The sequence below is a fragment of the Streptomyces sp. NPDC046349 genome, assembly GCF_055587885.1.
On the sequence record NZ_JBVJFK010000015.1, the window covers coordinates 21,480 to 37,519 of the forward strand.

Sequence of the window (16,040 nt, forward strand, 5' to 3'; positions counted from 1 at the left end):
GGATGGATGCTGTTCGTCTCGTCCGCCCCCTCTCACATCACGGCCAAGGGACTCTCATTGAGAAACGCACCGCGCTGGGCCCGCTGGATCGTTCCGCTCGCCCTGCTGCTCGTATGGCTCGGCATCGGCGGGACGCTGGGCCCGTACGCGGGGAAGCTGCGCGAGGTCGCCACCAACGACCAGGCGGCGTTCCTGCCGCGCAGCGCCGAGTCGACGAAGGTGCTCGAAGCCCGCCGGGCGTTCGAGGAGGCGCAGTCCGTCCCGGCCATCGTGGTGTGGACGTCGAACGGGACCCGGGTGACCGTCGGGCAGCAGGAGGCGGCCGCGCAGGCCGTCGCGGGGCTCGCCGGCCGGCCCGGGATCGCCGCCCCGCCGTCGCCGGCCGTCGTCTCCGCCGACGGGCTGGCCGTCCAGGCCGTCGTGCCGCTCGCACCCGACCTGGGGGAGGAACTCCCGGCGGTCCTGGACGAGGTGCGGCAGGCGGCGCAGGGGGTGCCGGGCACCTCGGTCGGGATCGCCGGCCCGGCGGCCACCCAGGCGGACCTGTCCGACGCGTTCGCGGGGATCGACGGACTGCTGGTGGGAGTGGCCCTGGGGGCGGTGCTGTTGATCCTGCTCCTGGTCTACCGCAGCGTGCTGCTTCCCCTGGTGATCATCATCAGTGCGGTGTTCGCTCTGGGCCTGGCCTGCGCCGTGGTCTACGCGCTGGCGGCCCGGGGTGCCGTCCGCGTGGACGGCCAGGTCCAGGGGATCCTGTCGATCCTGGTGATCGGAGCCTCGACCGACTACGCCCTGCTGGTCGCGGCGCGCTTCCGGGAGGAGCTCGCCATACGGGGCGACCGGACGGAAGCGGCGCTGGCCGCGGTGCGCCGGTCGGCCGGGGCGGTCACCGCGAGCGCGGCGACCGTGGCGCTGGGGCTGTTGGCCCTGCTGGCGAGCGACCTGACGAACAACCGGGCGCTCGGGCCGGTCGGCGCGATCGGGATCGTGTGCGCGGTGCTGAGTTCGCTGACCTTCCTTCCGGCCGTCCTGATCCTGCTGGGCCGCACCGCGTACTGGCCGGCCGTGCCCGGCCCGGCCGACGCCTCGGCCGAGGGGCACCGGGTGTGGCGCCGTGTCGCCGCACTGATCGACCGGGCGCCGCGCCGCGTGTGGGTGTCCACCTCCGTCCTGCTGGTGGTGCTGGCCGGCTTCTCCCCCGCGCTGTCGTCCAAGGGCGTGCCGCTGGACGAGATCTTCGTGAACGACGCGCCCTCGGTCGCCGCGCAGCAGACCCTCGCCCGGCACTTTCCCGGCGGCTCGGGCAATCCGGCCGTCGTCATCGCGAACGCCGACCGGGCAGCCGAGGTACGGGCGGCGGCCGAGGGCACGGACGGCGTCGCCGCGGTCGTGCCGGCCACCGCGGGCGGCGGCAGACCGGGGACGGGGGCTCCGCTCGTCGTGGACGGCCGTGTACGTCTGGACGCGACGCTCGACGCGGCGGCGGACAGCGACGACGCGAAAGAGACGGTCCAGCGGCTGCGGGAGCGCGTGCAGGCGGTGCCGGGGGCCGAGGCGGTGGTCGGGGGTTACACCGCCCAGCAGTTCGACACCCAGCAGACCTCGGCCCGCGACCGTGCCGTGATCGTCCCGGTGGTTCTCGGCATCATCCTGCTGATCCTGATCGTGCTCCTGCGGTCCGTGCTCGTACCCGTCCTGCTCGTGGCGACGGTCGCGCTGAACTTCCTGGCCACGCTGGGCGTTTCCGCGCTCGTCTTCGGGAACCTGCTGGGGTTCAGCGGCACGGACGCGTCCGTGCCGCTGTACGGGTTCGTCTTCCTGGTGGCCCTCGGCGTCGACTACAACATCTTCCTGATGTCCCGCGTACGCGAGGAGACGCTCACCCTGGGCACCCGTGAAGGGGTGTTGCGGGGGCTCGTCACCACCGGCGGCGTCATCACCTCCGCCGGTGTCGTCCTCGCCGCGACCTTCGCCGCGCTGATGGTGATCCCGCTGGCCTTCCTCGTCCAGATCGCCTTCATCGTCGCGTTCGGCGTCCTGTTGGACACCATCGTCGTGCGTTCCCTGCTGGTGCCGGCTCTCATCATCGACATCGGGCCGCGCGCCTGGTGGCCCAGCGCGCTGGCCCGCCCGGCCGCGGGAGCCGGCCCGCGGACCGCACCACCGGCGCGGGCGGGGTGATCACCACTGTTGCCCCGGCGTCGCGTCGGCGTTCCCGCCGAGGGCGTCGGGGCCGGCGAGGGCATCGGGGAACGGCGCCAGCCCCAGGAGCGCGGCGGCCGCCCCGGCCGTGATCCGGTGCCACAGACCGGCGTCGCCGATCATGGCGTGGCCGCCGCGGGGCATCCTGATCCCGCGGACCCGGGCTCCGGCCCGGCGGGCGCGCGCGAGGTGGGCCCACGTGTCGGCCGCCCGGGTGACACGGTCGTGCTCGTCGTGGAGGGCGACGACCGCGCGGGCGCGCAGATGGGCGGCGGGTTCGGCCGGCGGGCACCAGGGGGCGAGCGCGACGACCCCTGCGACCTGCGGGTCATCGGCGGCGCGCAGGGCGGCGCGGCCGCCCATGGAGTGCCCGACGAGGACGACGGGGACCGGTCCGGCGACGGCGCTTAGTTCGGCCAGGGCGCGGCGGGCGTCGGCGACGGGGTGCGCGTGGGGGCCGTTCCAGCCCCGGTGCCGGTAGCGGACGTGGGCGACGAGCACGTCGGCGTGTGCGGTGGCGCGCGTGACGGCCGTCGCGAACGGCCGCATGCGCAGGGCGGGCAGGTTCAGCAGGGGCGGCGGGCGCAGGGCGTCCGCGCGGCCGCCGTGCAGCAGCAGGACCGCGGCGGACGCCCCCTGCGCCGGCCGTTGCCCTGCGGCGGGGACCAGGGCGGCCCGCACGGGCGGCTCCCGGCCGGTGTCCCCGCCGCCGTCGTCGTCGAAGGCCCCGGATGACGGGTTCACACGTCAACTCCTGCGTTCCGAGGGGTGGCGGCGGGGTGGGCGAGGGAGGAATCCGCTCGTGCGGGCGGCGTACTCGGCGTACCCGGGGCGGTCGGCCATGTGCTTCTCCAGCAGGCGTTTGCCGCTGCCGACGGTCAGCAGCAACGTCATGGTGACCGGGGAGACCAGGCTCAGGAGGGCGGACGGCCAGCTGGTGCAGGCGAGCAGGTACAGGCCCCACCAGACGAGGCTGTCGCCGAAGTAGTTGGGATGGCGGGTCCAGCCCCACAGCCCCCGGTCCATGATGCGGCCCCGGTTGGCCGGGTCCTCCTTGAACCGGGCCAGCTGGTGGTCCCCCACGGCTTCGAAACCGAGTCCCGCGGCCCACACGGTCAGCCCGAGCACGCCGAGGATCCCCACCGGCCCGGCCCCGTACGAGGCCACCTGGACGGGCAGGGAGATCAGCCAGACCAGCGCTGCCTGGAGAAGGTAGACGGTGCGCAGCGCGTACCAGGTCCGGTTCCCCCGCGCCTTGTCGAGGAGCGCGGTGTAGCGCGGGTCCTCCCCGTGGCCGCGGGAGCGCCATGCGATGTGCGCCGACAGCCGCAGACCCCACAGGACGGTCGCCGCGGCGACCAGCAGCCGCCTCTCGCCGTCTGCGTGTCCGGCGGAGAGCAGGTAGGTGGCGGTGGCGACGGCGCTGAAGGCGATGCCCCAGGCGATGTCGACGACGCGGTGCAGCCGCAGGCGTGCTCCGACGGCGAACGCGGCGAGCAGTACGGCCGTCGAAACGGCGGCGCCGACCGCGAGATTGGTGCCGAGGGCGGCCCAGGCCGTGCCGCTGCTCACGCCCGCTCCCCGGCGGAGTCCGCGGCAGTGGGCCCGGGGGGTCTCATCGGAGGGTCCCTTCTGTGAGGACGATCTGGCGGACGTCCAGGTAGCGGGAGCGGAACCCGGCTTCCGAGTAGGCCAGGTAGAACTCCCAGAGCCGCTGGAAGACGGTGTCGAAGCCCAGGTCGGCGACGGTCCGGCGGCTCGCCGTGAACCGTTCGCGCCACAGGCGCAGCGTCTGCGCGTAGTGCTCGGCGAATCCCAGGTCGGACTCGGTGCGCAGGCCGGCCGCCGCCGCGTGCTCGGTGATGGCGCGGCGGGAGGGGATCACGCCGCCGGGGAAGACGTACTTGCTGATCCACGTATGGGTGGCGGCGGTGTTCAGCATCTGTTGGTGTCCCATGGTGATGGTCTGGAGGGCGACGCGCCCGCCGGGGTGGAGCGCAGCGCGCAGGGCGGCGAAGTAGGAGGGCCAGTACTCGGCGCCGACGGCCTCGATCATCTCGACGCTGACCACGGCGTCGTACCGGCCCTCGATGTCGCGGTAGTCGCACAGCCGCACGTCGACGCGGTCGCCGAGCCCGGCGGCGTCGATCCGGGCGCGGGCGAGCGCGGCCTGTTCGGTGGAGAGGGTGAGGGTGGTGACGCGGGCGCCGCGGGCGGCGGCGCGCAGCGCGAGCTCTCCCCAGCCGGTGCCGATCTCCAGCAGTTCGGTGCCGTCCGTGACGTGCGCGAGGTCGAGGAGGCGGTCGATCTTGCGGTGCTGGGCGGCGGGGAGGTCCTCGAACCGGGCGGGAAAGCCGGTGAAGACGGCGGAGGAGTAGCTGAGGGTCGGGTCGAGGAAGGCGGCGAACAGGTCGTTGGACAGGTCGTAGTGGCGGTGGATGTTCTCGCGTGCGCCGCGCCGGGTGTTGCGGTCACGCCGGGGGCGGGCGGACACCCACAGCGCTCGGAGGCCGTGCAGCGGGGCCGGGACCAGGTCGTCGACGTGCGTGGCGAGGACGGTGAGCAGGCCGGGCAGGTCGTCGCTGTCCCATTCGCCGGCCATGTAGGACTCCCCGAAACCGATCAGGCCGTCGCGGCCGATGCGCAGGAAGAAGGCGTCCGGGTCGTGGAGGGTGAGGTCCGGACGACGGGTGGATGCGGCATGGGGTGCGGAGCCTACACGTACGTCGAGGGGGAGCCTCCTGAGGGCCCGGCCGACCAGGTGTGCGGCGACGGCGGTCCGGGCCGGCCGGGCCGCCGGCAGGCGGGCGACGTCCGGCCAGCGCGCGGGGTCCGCCCGCTCGGGGGCGCCGGCGGCGCGGACCGGCGTCCGGGGCCGGGGGGCCGCAGGCCCTGCCCGGTGGCCGGGCTTGCGTGGCTGGTCGTCGGTCGTGGTGGCCTGTCGGGTCACGGAACCATTCCCTTCTGCGGTGTGTGCCGGGGGCGGGGCTGTACGGGCAGGCCGCGCAGGAACAGGCGGACGCCGTGGAAGCGAATGCCGGCCCAGACGGCGGCGGTCGACCAGGGCCTGCGAGCGGCGGCGCGCAGGAGGGTGCGGGGCGTGGCGGGGCGGGCCAGCCCCCGCACGGTGGCGGTGAACGGCCGGCCGGCCTCGGTGTCGAGGTGCACGGTCAGGTCGAGGCGTTCCCCGGGGAGCGGCAGGCGCATCCGGTAGTGGCCCTCGACCGGGAAGAACGGCGAGACGTAGAACCGTTTCTCGGCCCGGGCCCGGCCGCCGGCGTCCGGGTGCAGCAGGTAGCAGTGCCGCTGCCCGTAGGTGTTGTGGACCTCCGCCACGACGCACACCGGGGCCCCGGACGCGTCGTGGCACCAGTAGACGCTGAGGGGGTTGAAGACGAACCCGAGGACACGGGCGTGGGCGAGCATCACCACGCGCCCGCCCGCGAGGTCTATGTCGCGGGAGGCGAGGAACTCCTCCAGACCGGCACGGATCGTGGGAGCGCGGCCCGCGAAGTGGTCCCGCGGGTCGAACCGGGCGAGCGGACGCAGCGGACGCGGCAGGACCGGCAGCCGGTCGAGATCGACGCACCACAGGTAGGTGCGGTGCCGGACGTCGTGGTGCAGCGGCGCGGTGCGGGTGTGGACGACCAGGCACTCGTACAGCGCGGCGGCGGGCGCCGCCTCCCCGGTCACCAGAGCACCCCCAGGGCGCGGGCGGCCGCCGCGCCGGAGCGGCAGCCGTCCTCGTGGAAGCCCCAGCCGTGCCACGCTCCCGCGTAGGCGGTCACGCCGGTGTTCAGGCGCGGCAGTTCCTTCTGCGCGGCGACCGAGGCGGGCGTGTAGACGGGGTGTTCGTAGAGCATGCGGCGCACCACCCGGCGCGCGTCCACCCGGTCGTCGGCGCCCAGGCTCACCACGTAGTCGGCGCCGTCGGGCAGGTTCTGCAGGCGCCGCATGTCGTAGCTGACGCGGACGGCCTCGGCTGAGGGCTCGCAGGCCGGCAGGTGGTAGTTCCAGCACGCCCGGGCGCGGGTCGAGCGGGGCAGGATGCGGGTGTCGGTGTGCAGGAGCGTGGGGTTGGACGCGTAGGTGAAGGCGCCCAGGAGCCGCCGTTCGTCCGGGGTGGGGTCGGCCAGGAGGCGGAGGGCCTGGTCGGGGTGGGTGGCTATGACGACGGCGTCGTAGACGTCGGTGGCTCCGTCGCCGGTGGTGACGCGCGCGCCGCTGCCGGTCCGTTGGACCGCTTCCACGGCGCTGGCGGTACGGACGCGGTGCAGGCCTTTGGCGACGGCGTCGACGTACGCGGCGGAGCCGCCGGTGACGGTCTTCCACTGCGGGGAGCCCGTCACCGACAGCAGGCCGTGGTGGTGGAGGAAGGCGAAGAGGTGGGCCGCCGGGTAGGCCAGCGCGGTGCGTGCGGGGCACGACCACACCGCGGAGACCAGCGGGAGGGCGAAGTGGCTGACGAAGTACGGGGAGAACCGGCCCTCGCGGAGGAAGTCGCCCAGGGTGACGTGGTGGGAGGGCGGGTCGGCGAGCAGCCGCCGGGCCCTGCGGTGGAAGACGGGCACCTGGGCGAGCAGGCGCAGGTAGCGGCCCCGCAGCGCGGCCCGGCCGGTGAACAGGCCGGCCGGGCCGCGGGCGCCGGCGTACTCCAGGCCGCAGCCGTCGCACCGTACCGACATGCTCATCTCGGCGTCCTGGGTGGCGATCCCCAGTTCGCGGAAGAGCCGTAGCAGGCTCGGGTAGGTGCGCTCGTTGTGGACGATGAACCCCGAGTCCACGCCCATGGGCCGCCCGTCCGGGCCGGGCAGCTCATGGGTGTGGGCGTGGCCGCCGAGGCGGCCGTCGGACTCGTAGAGGGTGACCTCGTACGAACGCGCCAGGATGTGGGCGGCCGTCAGGCCCGCGACCCCGGCGCCGATCACCGCTGCTTTCCGGTCTTCCACCTCTGCACTCCCGCCAGTCGACGCGCCGCTGGGTGCGGTCGCTCCCCCGTCCTTCGCAGCGGGCGGGTGGGCGGATTGGTGGCGCAGTACTCGCGGTGCGGTACGGGCGGGGGCGGTCCGCCGTCAGGTGGGCAGGGCCATCAGGAGAAGGGGGGCGGTGGTGGGGCGGCGGGAGCCTCCGGCGGGTTCGAGGGTGAGACCGACGGCGCCGGCACCGGCGGTGTCCCCGTCGATGAGGACGGTGCCGTCCTGGTGGATGAACCCGGCCGGGCGCATGGTGCCGTCGTGGTCGAGCCAGAGCTGATACGTCTTGCCGGGGGCGGGTGCGGGCAGTCCGGCGGCGGTGAAGGCGGCCCTGTTCTGCCGCTCGGAGGCGACGACCGTGGTGGCCGCTCCGTTGCTGGCCCGGCCGTGCACGGCACGGGCGTCGGGCGCGGCCAGGACGGCGCTGACGTCGTCGAGGCGCTGCTCGGCCTGGACCGCCCGCTGCTGGTACTGCGCGCTCTGCTGGTTCTGCCAGGCGGCGACACCTGCGAACGAGGCGGCCGCGACCACGCTGGCGGCCAGTGCGAGGGGAACGGCCCGGCGTCGCAGCGCGCTGCCGAAGCCGGCGGTCGGCGCGGGATGGGTGACCCGCGGCGGCAGCTGGCGAACACCGTCGACGGCGGCCATGACGTGCTGTTTCATCCCGGGCGGCGGGCTCTGGGCGGCGGCGTCCGCCAGTCGGGCGGCGGTGGCCTCGAACTCGGCCACCTCGTCGCGGCAGGCCTGACAGTGCGGCAGGTGGTCGGTGAACGCCTTTCGCTCGGCGGGGTCCAGGGCGTTGAGGGCGTAGGCGGCGGCGAGGGTGTGGACGTCGGAGTGGTGTTGCTTCATGTGGTCACCCCCATGCAGTCGCGGAGCCGGATCAGCCCGTCGCGCATGCGTGTCTTGATGGTCGGCAGCGGTGTGCGCAGGGCTTCGGCGACCTCACGGTAGGTCAGGCCGCCGTAGTAGGCCAGGGTCACGGCCTGGCGCTGGAGTTCGGTCAGGCCGCGCATGCAGCGGCGTACCTGCTCGCTCTCCAGCCGGGTCTCGACCTGCTCGGACACCTCGTCGAACGCCGTCTGGTGCGCGCGGGCGGCCTGGGCCTGCTCCCGGTCGGCGGACGCCTGGGCGGAGCGGACCCGGTCCACGGCCCGCCGGTGGGCGATGGTCGCCGCCCACGCGGCGACGCTGCCCTGGTCGGGGCGGTAACGAGCGGCCTGCCGCCACAGGTCGATCATGACCTCCTGCGCGACCTCCTCCGACTGGGACCGGTCGCGTACGACTCTGACCACGATGCCGAAGACCATGGGCGCGAGGGCGTCGTAGAGCGAGGAGAAGGCCTGTTTGTCCCCATGGGCGACCTTGTCCATGACCTCGGCGAGGTCGCTGCGGCCGGCATGACTCCCCCTGCCGGTGCGGCCCGGCCCGAACGGAAGTGGTTGGTTCACCGGGCGGGCTCCGGCCGGGGCGGCAAGGCGGAGGGGCAGCCGGTGCCGGCCGTCGGTGGGCGGGGTGTCCATCGCATGGTGGTCCTTGTCCGTGGTCTCGTTCGCGGCGCAGGGCCGTGTGGCGTGTCCGGGGGTTTGGCGCGGTTCTCGGGTTCTTCGTAGCGGACGTGCGTACGGATGGCCGGACATTTGGCAAACGGAGCAGATGAACCCCTCGGCGGAGCCGGGCGGACAGGTCGGCGGCGAGCCCTCCCCCACCCGCGCCGCGGGTCGGTGCGCGGGCCAGGTGACCACCGCGATGACATGCTTGCCGAGGGGCGCTGGGCTGACGAACGGTTCGGCGCCGAGAGCGCGGATGATCTCCATCCCGCGCCCGCGCGTGGCGAGGGGGCCGAGGCCGTCGTGCTGCCGGGGCAGTGACCGGGAGGCTTCGCTGAGGGCGATACGGGCGCGGCCCGGCTCCACGCTGAGGGTGAGCGCGTAGGGGGGCCTGGCGTGCCGGACGGCGTTTGCCGTCAGCTCGGAGACGATGGCGAGTATGTCCTCGGTGGTGTCGTGCGGGCACGCCACGGGGTGGACGGCGAGCAGCCCCGCGGCCATGCGGCGGGCTTCCCGGGCGGCCTGCGGCCCTGACGGCAGGGGGTGGTGCACCGTTGACGGCCGCGTGAGTGGTGCGGGGGCCAGTGCGGTGCCCATGACGGTTCCTGGTTCCTGAGCGTGGGGGGTCAATCGGCGGGGGTCCCGGGGCCTCGGCCCCGGAACCCCCGCCGCGCCCGGGTCGGCGCTACCACTTGTCGTGGCAGTTCCAGTGCCCGGGAACCCAGTGGCTCACCGAGTGGCCGGGCACCCAGTGGTGCTTCCAGTAGCCCTTGCTCCACCAGCCGTCGTGCCACATGCCGTGGTGGTCGCGATAGCCGTGGTGCCAGGTGCCCGGGTGCCACTTGCGTTCCCAGTGGCCCTTGCTCCACTTGTCGGTCGCCCAGTGGCCCGTGACCCAGGTGCACCGATCGTGGTGGCGGCGGTCCCAGCGGTCGTGCCGGTTGTCACGGTCGTGGTTGCGGTCACGGTTTCGGTCCCGGTCCCGGTCGTGATCACGGTCGCTGGTGAGCGTGGAGTTCGCCGTCGCGGGCGCTGCCGCGGGGGCGGCGCTCGCCGTACCGGACAGACCCAGCAGCGAGCCACCGGCCAGGAGTCCTGCGGATGCGACTCCGACGACCAGGCGCTTCACGTGCTGCGAAGCGGTCATCGGGCTCACCTCCTCCCTTTCATCAGGTTCATCAAGCATTCGGCTTCATCTGCTCCTTCACCACGTGGAGCGTCACCACTGATTCGTGACGAACCGAGTGAAGGATTGGCAAGAGAGTCAAAGCGCCATGTTTTTCTCCCTTCGGAGTGCCTGCCGTGAACCCTGTCGACCCTGCTCGGACCGCGTCGCGCTGGGCGCCGGGTCGGAGTCCGGGCCCGGGCCCGGGTCTCGGTCTCGGTCTGGCCCGGGGGCCGGCTCCGGGGCCGGCTCCGGGAATGCCTGCCGCATCGGCTCCCGCATCGGATGTGCTATCTGAGCAACGGCTCCTCCTCCCGGCTCCTCGAACCGTCGAATCGGCCCGACTGCTCCTGCCCGCCCCCCTGGCCGGGGACGTCCGGGACCCGCTCGCCGTCCGGCCGGGCGCCGCCGGACCCCTGCCCCTTGCCCCGGCTGCCCGCACCGGACTGCGGGGCCCCCGTTCCACCGCCGGTCGCCTGCCCCCCGGGCCGGACCTGGCCGCCGCCGGCCCCCACCCCCTGCCCGGGCGCCCCGGCGCCGGTGCCGTGGCCGGGAGCCTTGCCGGTACCGGTACCGGTGCCCTGGCCGGGACCCTTGCTCGTGCCCTGCCCCGGAGCCCGGCCCGCTCCTTGGCCGGGGGCCTGCCCCGGAGTCTTGCCCGAGCCTTGGTCGGGAGCTTTGCCCGAGTCCTGACCGGGAGCCTGTCCCGGAGTGCCCGACCCTTGGCCGGAACCCTGGGCCGGATCCTTTCCGGTGCCCTGACCGGGAGCTTTGCCCGAGCCCTGCCCGGGAGCCTGCCCCGGGGCCTTCCCGGTGCCCTGACCGGAGCCCTGGCCCGGGGCCTTCCCGGTGCCCTGGCCCGAACCCTGGGCCGGAGCCTTGCCAGCGCCCTGACCGGGAGCTTTGCCCGCATCCTGGCCGGGAGCCTGCCCCGGAGCCTTGCCCGTGCCCTGGCCGGAACCCCGGCCCGTCTCCTGTTCGGGGTTCCGGCCCGGAGCCTTGCTCGTACTCTTGTCCGACCCCTGGCCCGATCCCGGCTCCTTGCCGGGGGCCTTGCCCTGACCCGTGCCCGATTCACGGCCCGGCGCCTTGCGGGTGCTCTCGCCGGACTTCTGGCCCGGCACCTTGTCCGGCTGCCCGTCAGGCTCGTACGGCACCGTCCCGGGCGTCTTGCCCCGGCCGTTGTCCGGCACGTTGTCCGCGCCCTTCTCCGGCACCTTCGCGGGCGCCTTTCCCGGCTCCCCGCCCCGGCCCGCGCCTGACTCCCCGCCCGGCACTTCGCCGGGGCCATCGCCCTGGCCCGTGTCCGGCTCCGGCGCCCTGCCGGAATCCTCGCCCCGGCCGGCTCCCGACTCCTGGCCCGGCACCTTGTCGGGCACATCGGCAGGGTCCCTGCCCGGCTCGACGCCCGGCTCCCGGCCGGGCGCCTCACCCGGGTCCTTGCCCTGGCCCGTGCCGGACTGCGGCTTCCCCGGGGCCCTCTCGTGCCCCGTATCCGACTTCTGGTCCGGGACCGACCTCGGCACCTTGCCCGGTGCCGTGCCCGGGTCCGCCTCACGGCCGCTGTCCGATTCCTGGTCCGGCACCTTCCCCGGCGTCTTTGCGGGGGCCCTGCCCGGCTCGTCGGCGGGGGTGTCGTCCGGAGTCCTGTCGGACTCCTTCGCGGGCTTCTTCCCCGGCGCCTCGTCCGGCTGCTTACGGGGATCCTCCTGCGGCTCGCGGGCCGGCTCCTGTACGGGCTCGGGGTTCCGGCTCGGCGCGACTCCCGGCGCCGGGTCGGGGGCCTGGGGGTTCCGCCGCTCCGTATCCGCTTCGGGACCCGTCCTGACCGATCCCTGATGGGCCGGCGGCAGAGCCGGGTACGGCGAGCCGGCCGGCCGACCCGGCGGCGGCTCGACCTCGCGGTCGGACCGCCCCCGTACCGCGCCGCTCGGGCGCTCGTACCACGTCTTGCGCCCCCGGTCGAAGACCGTGACGGCCTTCACGGGCTCGGCGGCCGGCTTGACCGCCACCAGCTCAGCGGACCGGAACGAGGACCACTCCTGACCGCTGAGCCTGGCCTTCCCCTGGACCGCGACCGGCGGCGTCAGAGGATTGCCGCACGCACACCGGACCCGCGGCACGCCTTGTCCGTCGACCAGTACGGACGTACCGGCCTGAAGGATCGCCTGGTAGCCGGTCGGCCCGTCGTCCTTGTACCCGTGGTTGGTGACCCGCGTGTCCCAGCCCAGCCGGACCGGTGTGAGCGAGCGCAGGTAGTCGGGGACCCCGGCTTGCCGTACGCCAAGCGTGGAGGCGAAGGCGCGGCCCTTGTCCGTGTGCTCCGTGAGGAACTTGATCTGCTTCTCCACGTCACAGCTCGCGACGTTCCGCGTGCCCCCGTAGAGCCCGGGGTGCCCGCCGTCGACCTCCAGGGTGCGCGCGCCGCCCGTAGCGCCCTGTGCCGTTGCGGTGTTCTCGGGCGCTGCGGCGGCCTCCTCGGAGGCCGTGACCGTCGAAGGGGTGAACGGATCGGGCCCGGCCGCCGCGGCGGCCTCGAGGAAGACCTCTCCGCCGGCCGCGGTGTTGCCGCCCAGCACGGTGAATCCGACGACCACCGCCGAGACCACGAGCGCCGCCGTGCTCGCGCTCACCACGGCCCTGCGCGACCGCCAACGACGCTTCGGGCGGTCTCCCCCGCCGTGCGCCGGAGGCATGGACGACGCCGTCGGGTGGGACGGGGGCGGAGGCGGGGGCACCGGCGGCGGAGCCTCGGGCACGGGCGCGGGCTGCGGTTGCGCGCCCTTGCCCGACAGCGGGCCGGGCGGGGGCCCCGAAGGGTGCTGATCGGACGAGAAGGACGGCAGGGAACTCATGACACCCGCCCCCTGACACATGGCGCCGGGAAAACGATGGTGACTCGCATGCGCTCGCTCCTTCTGGCCGACAACGCCTCCACATCCCGGAGGGAAACCTCGGAACCGGTGCCGTGAACCGGAAGCCGGTGAAGGGACGGCCCCGCACTGACGGGGACGGCTCTTCACCGGCGACACCGATGGGGCCACGCGGTGGGGTGAGCCCGTCCCTCGAGTAAGCCCCCCGTCCCCGTGCCGCGTCATGTCGCGACCATTCGGGACTTGACAGGCCCCGGCAGAAGTCCGCTAAGAGGGCTTGGGGCCGGCCCCCGACAGGGTCGCGGCCCGGTCCGCGACCAGGCGCACCGCGGCGATCGATCTGCTGCAGGTCAAGCTGCCACCTGTCCGCGCCCGTCTGCTGTGGCGGCGAGCCGAGGGCGGAAACGCCCGGTACGGGCAGGACGGCGACCACGGCGAGGATCAGCGCACACCCGGCGAAGGCGGTGATCACCGACACAGACAGCACTCCCAGCAGGAGTCCCGCCGCCGCCACGCACTCCGGCACGAGTGTCTGGGTGAGGAGGGCGTCGAGGGCGAACACCCGGCCGAGCGTCCTGGGCAGCCGGCAGGCGTGGCGGAGAGCCGTCTGCAGGTCCTCCAGCCCGTCGAGGACGCCGTACACCGACGCCTTGACGTAGGTCACGGCCATCCCGGCCGCCCACTCCCGCAGCGCACTCAGCGCGGTCTCGGCGGTGGCCGCGGTCGTGTTCGCCGGGTACACCGAGCACCCGACCCTGGCGAGCACCTCGCCCGGCGCGCACTCGGGGCTGCTCAGGGAAGGCCCTGCCGGCCTGTCCATGCCCCCGAACAGCGCGTGTTCGCTCCGGCGGGCGAGGAAGTGCGCGACATGGGAGCGGTCCTCCTCGGCAGCGGCGTCCTGTGCGGCGGACACCGTCCTTCGTATCAGGGGCGGAATGCGTCAGCGTGTGCGGCGGCCCATTGCGCGAAGGTCCGCGGCGGACGACCGACCACTTCCTCGACCACCGACGTCACCTCGGCCACCGTCTCGGGCACGGCGGCCCACATGTGCAACATGAACTCGATGCCCTCCTCGGGCCAGCCCTCGGCCCGCCATTGCCGGCGTGCCTGGTCATCGGTCAGCTCGGTGAAACGGATCTCACGGCCCGTCGCCTTCGCGATGGCGGACACCTTGTCGATCGGCGTCAGCGCTTCGGGCCCGGACACGAGGAGGCTTTTGCCCGCCTGACCGCCCCCGGTGAGCACCGTAGCGACGACGTCGGCGACATCCGTCTCGTCGGCCGAGGCGGTCCTGCGATACGCGTACGGCTCGCGGACCTCCGCTGCGGTGCGGATGGCCTCGGACCAGCCCAGCGCGTTGGACATGAAGTCGATCGGCCAGATGAACGTCCACTCCAGGCCGCTGTCACGCACGGCCTGTCCCAGTTCTTCTTCCTCGCCGGCCGACAGGACTGTCAGTCGGCGTACGCCCGCCTCGGCGGCCATCGCCATGATCTGCGGCCCTGTGCGCAGCGGGGTGTGGTCGTGTCCCGTGGCTCCGAGCAGGTGCACGGCCGAGACCCCGTCGAGAGCCGCTGCCAGTGTCTGCGGCTTCGTGAGGTCGCCGCCCACCACTTCGATGCCGTCGGGCAGGCCGGTCGCCTCGGCCGGGGCGCGTGTGAGCGCCCGAACCGTCTGTCCGGCTCGGCGCAGTCGCTCTACCACGTGGCGCCCCAGGGTGCCCGTCGCACCGGTGACCAGAATCGTCACATCGCTCCTTCGTACGGCCGTTGGGTGGCGGGCAGAGCCGCTCGGGGCGGCAGTCGAACCTTCCGGTGCCCGGCCGTGGACGACAGTAGGTGACATCTAGGTCAGATGATGTCCGCGATCGCCGCCCGTCTGATGCCGATCCGCCGGACAGGCGCTGGTGGCCGGCGGTGTAGGTCTTGGATGCGCCGGCGTCGGCCGTTCCGGGTACATACCGAGGTGCGCACCGGGCCGGGCGTGTCGTGAGCGGCCGACCTCAGTACCGCCCACGCCCGGGCACAAGTGAATGGCTGGCCGCGCCCGCGACCAGCCATTCGCCCTGCCCATCACTGCGGTGGGCCCGCGATTGCCGTGAGGGCGGCGAGGTGGCGCGAGCAGGCGGCCGCTCCGTCCTCGGTCAGCCGCGGCCGGCGTCCGACCTGCCCCTTCTCCAGGGGCACCCAGCCCGCTTCTTCGAGCCGCGAGACCTGCTACGACAAGGCGGAGTCGGTGATTTCCACGAGGTCCCGTACGTATGCGAACTCGGCCTTCTCCACAGCGGCGAGGGCTGCGACGCGTAGTCAGAGGTCTGCTCGTACGAGCCCGCCCGATCGAGGATCCGCTGGCCGTCGGCGACGAGCCGGTGGGCAGTGGTGTGGCCGCCTCCGAGGGCTGCGGCGTGCGCTTTGCCGAAGGCGGCGTAGGCAGAAGCCAGGCGGGGGGGTGGGGGTGTAGACGTCGCCGAGTTCCTCGTGTCCTCGTCTGGGCGGGGCACTGGGTCTGTATGGGGACCAGGCCGCCTGAGGTGCGACATACCGTACGCTCATCCGCATACCATGCAAGAGTTCGATATAAAAGCACTTTGACCAAAAGTCGGACAATCGTGTGGCCGATATGGGAGGCTGCTGCGCGCGGCGGCGCACCAATGCGCGCAGCCGTCACTGGGGAGGTCATATGCATGGATCACTGTGGCGGAAATTCCGGGCCGTACTGGTTGGCTCGCTCGTGGCGCTGGGGGTCGTCGGCCTGAGCGCCGCCCCGGCCAGCGCCTGGTCGGGCGGGAACGTCTGGGTCAACTTCGGCAGCTGGAACTGCCCGGCGGGTGGGTCGGTTGTCGGCGTCTACTGGGCCGTGGACGCCTACTCGAGCGGTCCGGCCGGCGGAGACTGGGGCGACAACGTCATCTACCCGCGCGTGCGGGTGGGGACGGGGGCGTACAACACCTTGAGCTACCAGACGATGTGCAAGAAGTGGGGCTGGTACACCTACCGCGGTGTGGTGTCCCAGCGCACCCTGACCCCGTACAAGTCGGGCGTGAGCTACACCTACTGACCGACGACCAGGGACCGGCGGCGGCGCCCCTTTCCGAGGGGCGCCGCCGTTTTGTCGTTGGCGCCTCAGGGTCGGGGGTGTGGGCTCACCCCCGGACAGCGGACAACTGGTGCAGGGTGAGCTGGGAGTTCCAGGGCCTGGTCCGGCGGCTGCCAGCCCGGGGAGCGGTGAGCGGCCCGGTATGACGGCGCCTGCGTCAGCGGGACGAAGAGCTGATGTT

At 73.5% G+C, this 16,040-nt stretch carries 12 protein-coding genes and 1 pseudogene; 2 read left to right on the forward strand and 11 right to left on the reverse strand.

Annotated features, from left to right (window positions below):
• The first annotated feature begins 57 nt into the window (after nt 1–57).
• Complete coding sequence (locus ACZ6JS_RS30415) at nt 58–2,181, forward strand: MMPL family transporter (RefSeq protein WP_469302707.1); 2,124 nt, start codon at nt 58–60, stop codon at nt 2,179–2,181.
• Here ACZ6JS_RS30415 and ACZ6JS_RS30420 read toward each other — a convergent pair whose 3' ends face one another.
• The 11 genes and pseudogenes from ACZ6JS_RS30420 to ACZ6JS_RS30470 all read right to left on the reverse strand — a co-directional run bounded on the left by ACZ6JS_RS30420 (nt 2,182) and on the right by ACZ6JS_RS30470 (nt 14,512).
• A complete protein-coding gene (locus tag ACZ6JS_RS30420) occupies nt 2,182–2,883 on the reverse strand; it encodes an alpha/beta fold hydrolase (protein ID WP_469302932.1) in 702 nt (233 codons plus the stop codon).
• A 66-nt stretch (nt 2,884–2,949) separates the two neighbouring features.
• Nucleotides 2,950–3,774, reverse strand: a complete 825-nt coding sequence (locus tag ACZ6JS_RS30425; RefSeq protein WP_469302709.1) for a DUF1295 domain-containing protein — start codon at nt 3,772–3,774, stop codon at nt 2,950–2,952.
• A 43-nt stretch (nt 3,775–3,817) separates the two neighbouring features.
• Nucleotides 3,818–5,152, reverse strand: a complete 1,335-nt coding sequence (locus ACZ6JS_RS30430) for a class I SAM-dependent methyltransferase (RefSeq protein ID WP_469302711.1) — start codon at nt 5,150–5,152, stop codon at nt 3,818–3,820.
• Entirely contained in the window at nt 5,149–5,898 is a 750-nt protein-coding gene (locus ACZ6JS_RS30435; protein WP_469302934.1) for a DUF1365 domain-containing protein, read from the reverse strand. The genes ACZ6JS_RS30430 and ACZ6JS_RS30435 overlap by 4 nt, the downstream gene beginning before the upstream one ends.
• Nucleotides 5,892–7,151 carry an NAD(P)/FAD-dependent oxidoreductase gene (locus tag ACZ6JS_RS30440; protein ID WP_469302712.1) on the reverse strand — a complete coding sequence of 420 codons (1,260 nt, stop codon included), beginning with the start codon at nt 7,149–7,151 and terminating at the stop codon, nt 5,892–5,894. The genes ACZ6JS_RS30435 and ACZ6JS_RS30440 overlap by 7 nt, the downstream gene beginning before the upstream one ends.
• A gap of 123 nt (nt 7,152–7,274) precedes the next feature.
• Nucleotides 7,275–8,027: an anti-sigma factor gene (locus ACZ6JS_RS30445; protein ID WP_469302714.1), complete on the reverse strand. Its 753-nt coding sequence runs from the start codon at nt 8,025–8,027 to the stop codon at nt 7,275–7,277.
• Complete coding sequence (sigK, locus tag ACZ6JS_RS30450) at nt 8,024–8,626, reverse strand: ECF RNA polymerase sigma factor SigK (RefSeq protein WP_469302935.1); 603 nt, start codon at nt 8,624–8,626, stop codon at nt 8,024–8,026. Before sigK ends, ACZ6JS_RS30445 begins: the two co-directional genes overlap by 4 nt.
• A gap of 354 nt (nt 8,627–8,980) precedes the next feature.
• A pseudogene (locus ACZ6JS_RS30455) lies at nt 8,981–9,322 on the reverse strand (ATP-binding protein); the annotation flags it as partial.
• Between the two features lie 88 nt (nt 9,323–9,410).
• Nucleotides 9,411–9,872 (reverse strand): hypothetical protein, encoded by a 462-nt coding sequence (locus ACZ6JS_RS30460; protein WP_469302716.1) that lies wholly within the window; start codon nt 9,870–9,872, stop codon nt 9,411–9,413.
• Nucleotides 9,873–10,180: 308 nt separating this feature from the next.
• Nucleotides 10,181–12,523: a DUF6777 domain-containing protein gene (locus tag ACZ6JS_RS30465; RefSeq protein WP_469302717.1), complete on the reverse strand. Its 2,343-nt coding sequence runs from the start codon at nt 12,521–12,523 to the stop codon at nt 10,181–10,183.
• A 1,164-nt stretch (nt 12,524–13,687) separates the two neighbouring features.
• Nucleotides 13,688–14,512, reverse strand: a complete 825-nt coding sequence (locus ACZ6JS_RS30470) for an NAD(P)H-binding protein (RefSeq protein WP_469302719.1) — start codon at nt 14,510–14,512, stop codon at nt 13,688–13,690.
• Nucleotides 14,513–15,442: 930 nt separating this feature from the next.
• On the opposite strand from ACZ6JS_RS30470, the gene ACZ6JS_RS30475 reads away from it, so the two are divergent.
• Nucleotides 15,443–15,820 carry a hypothetical protein gene (locus ACZ6JS_RS30475; RefSeq protein ID WP_469302721.1) on the forward strand — a complete coding sequence of 126 codons (378 nt, stop codon included), beginning with the start codon at nt 15,443–15,445 and terminating at the stop codon, nt 15,818–15,820.
• Nucleotides 15,821–16,040: the final 220 nt, after the last annotated feature.

Coding starts and splice junctions, on each gene's coding strand:
- ACZ6JS_RS30460 (WP_469302716.1), bottom strand. CDS start 9,872: ATGACCGCTTCGCAGCACGTGAAGCGCCTGGTCGTCGGAGTCGCATCC.
- ACZ6JS_RS30445 (WP_469302714.1), bottom strand. CDS start 8,027: ATGAAGCAACACCACTCCGACGTCCACACCCTCGCCGCCGCCTACGCC.
- ACZ6JS_RS30475 (WP_469302721.1), top strand. CDS start 15,443: ATGCATGGATCACTGTGGCGGAAATTCCGGGCCGTACTGGTTGGCTCG.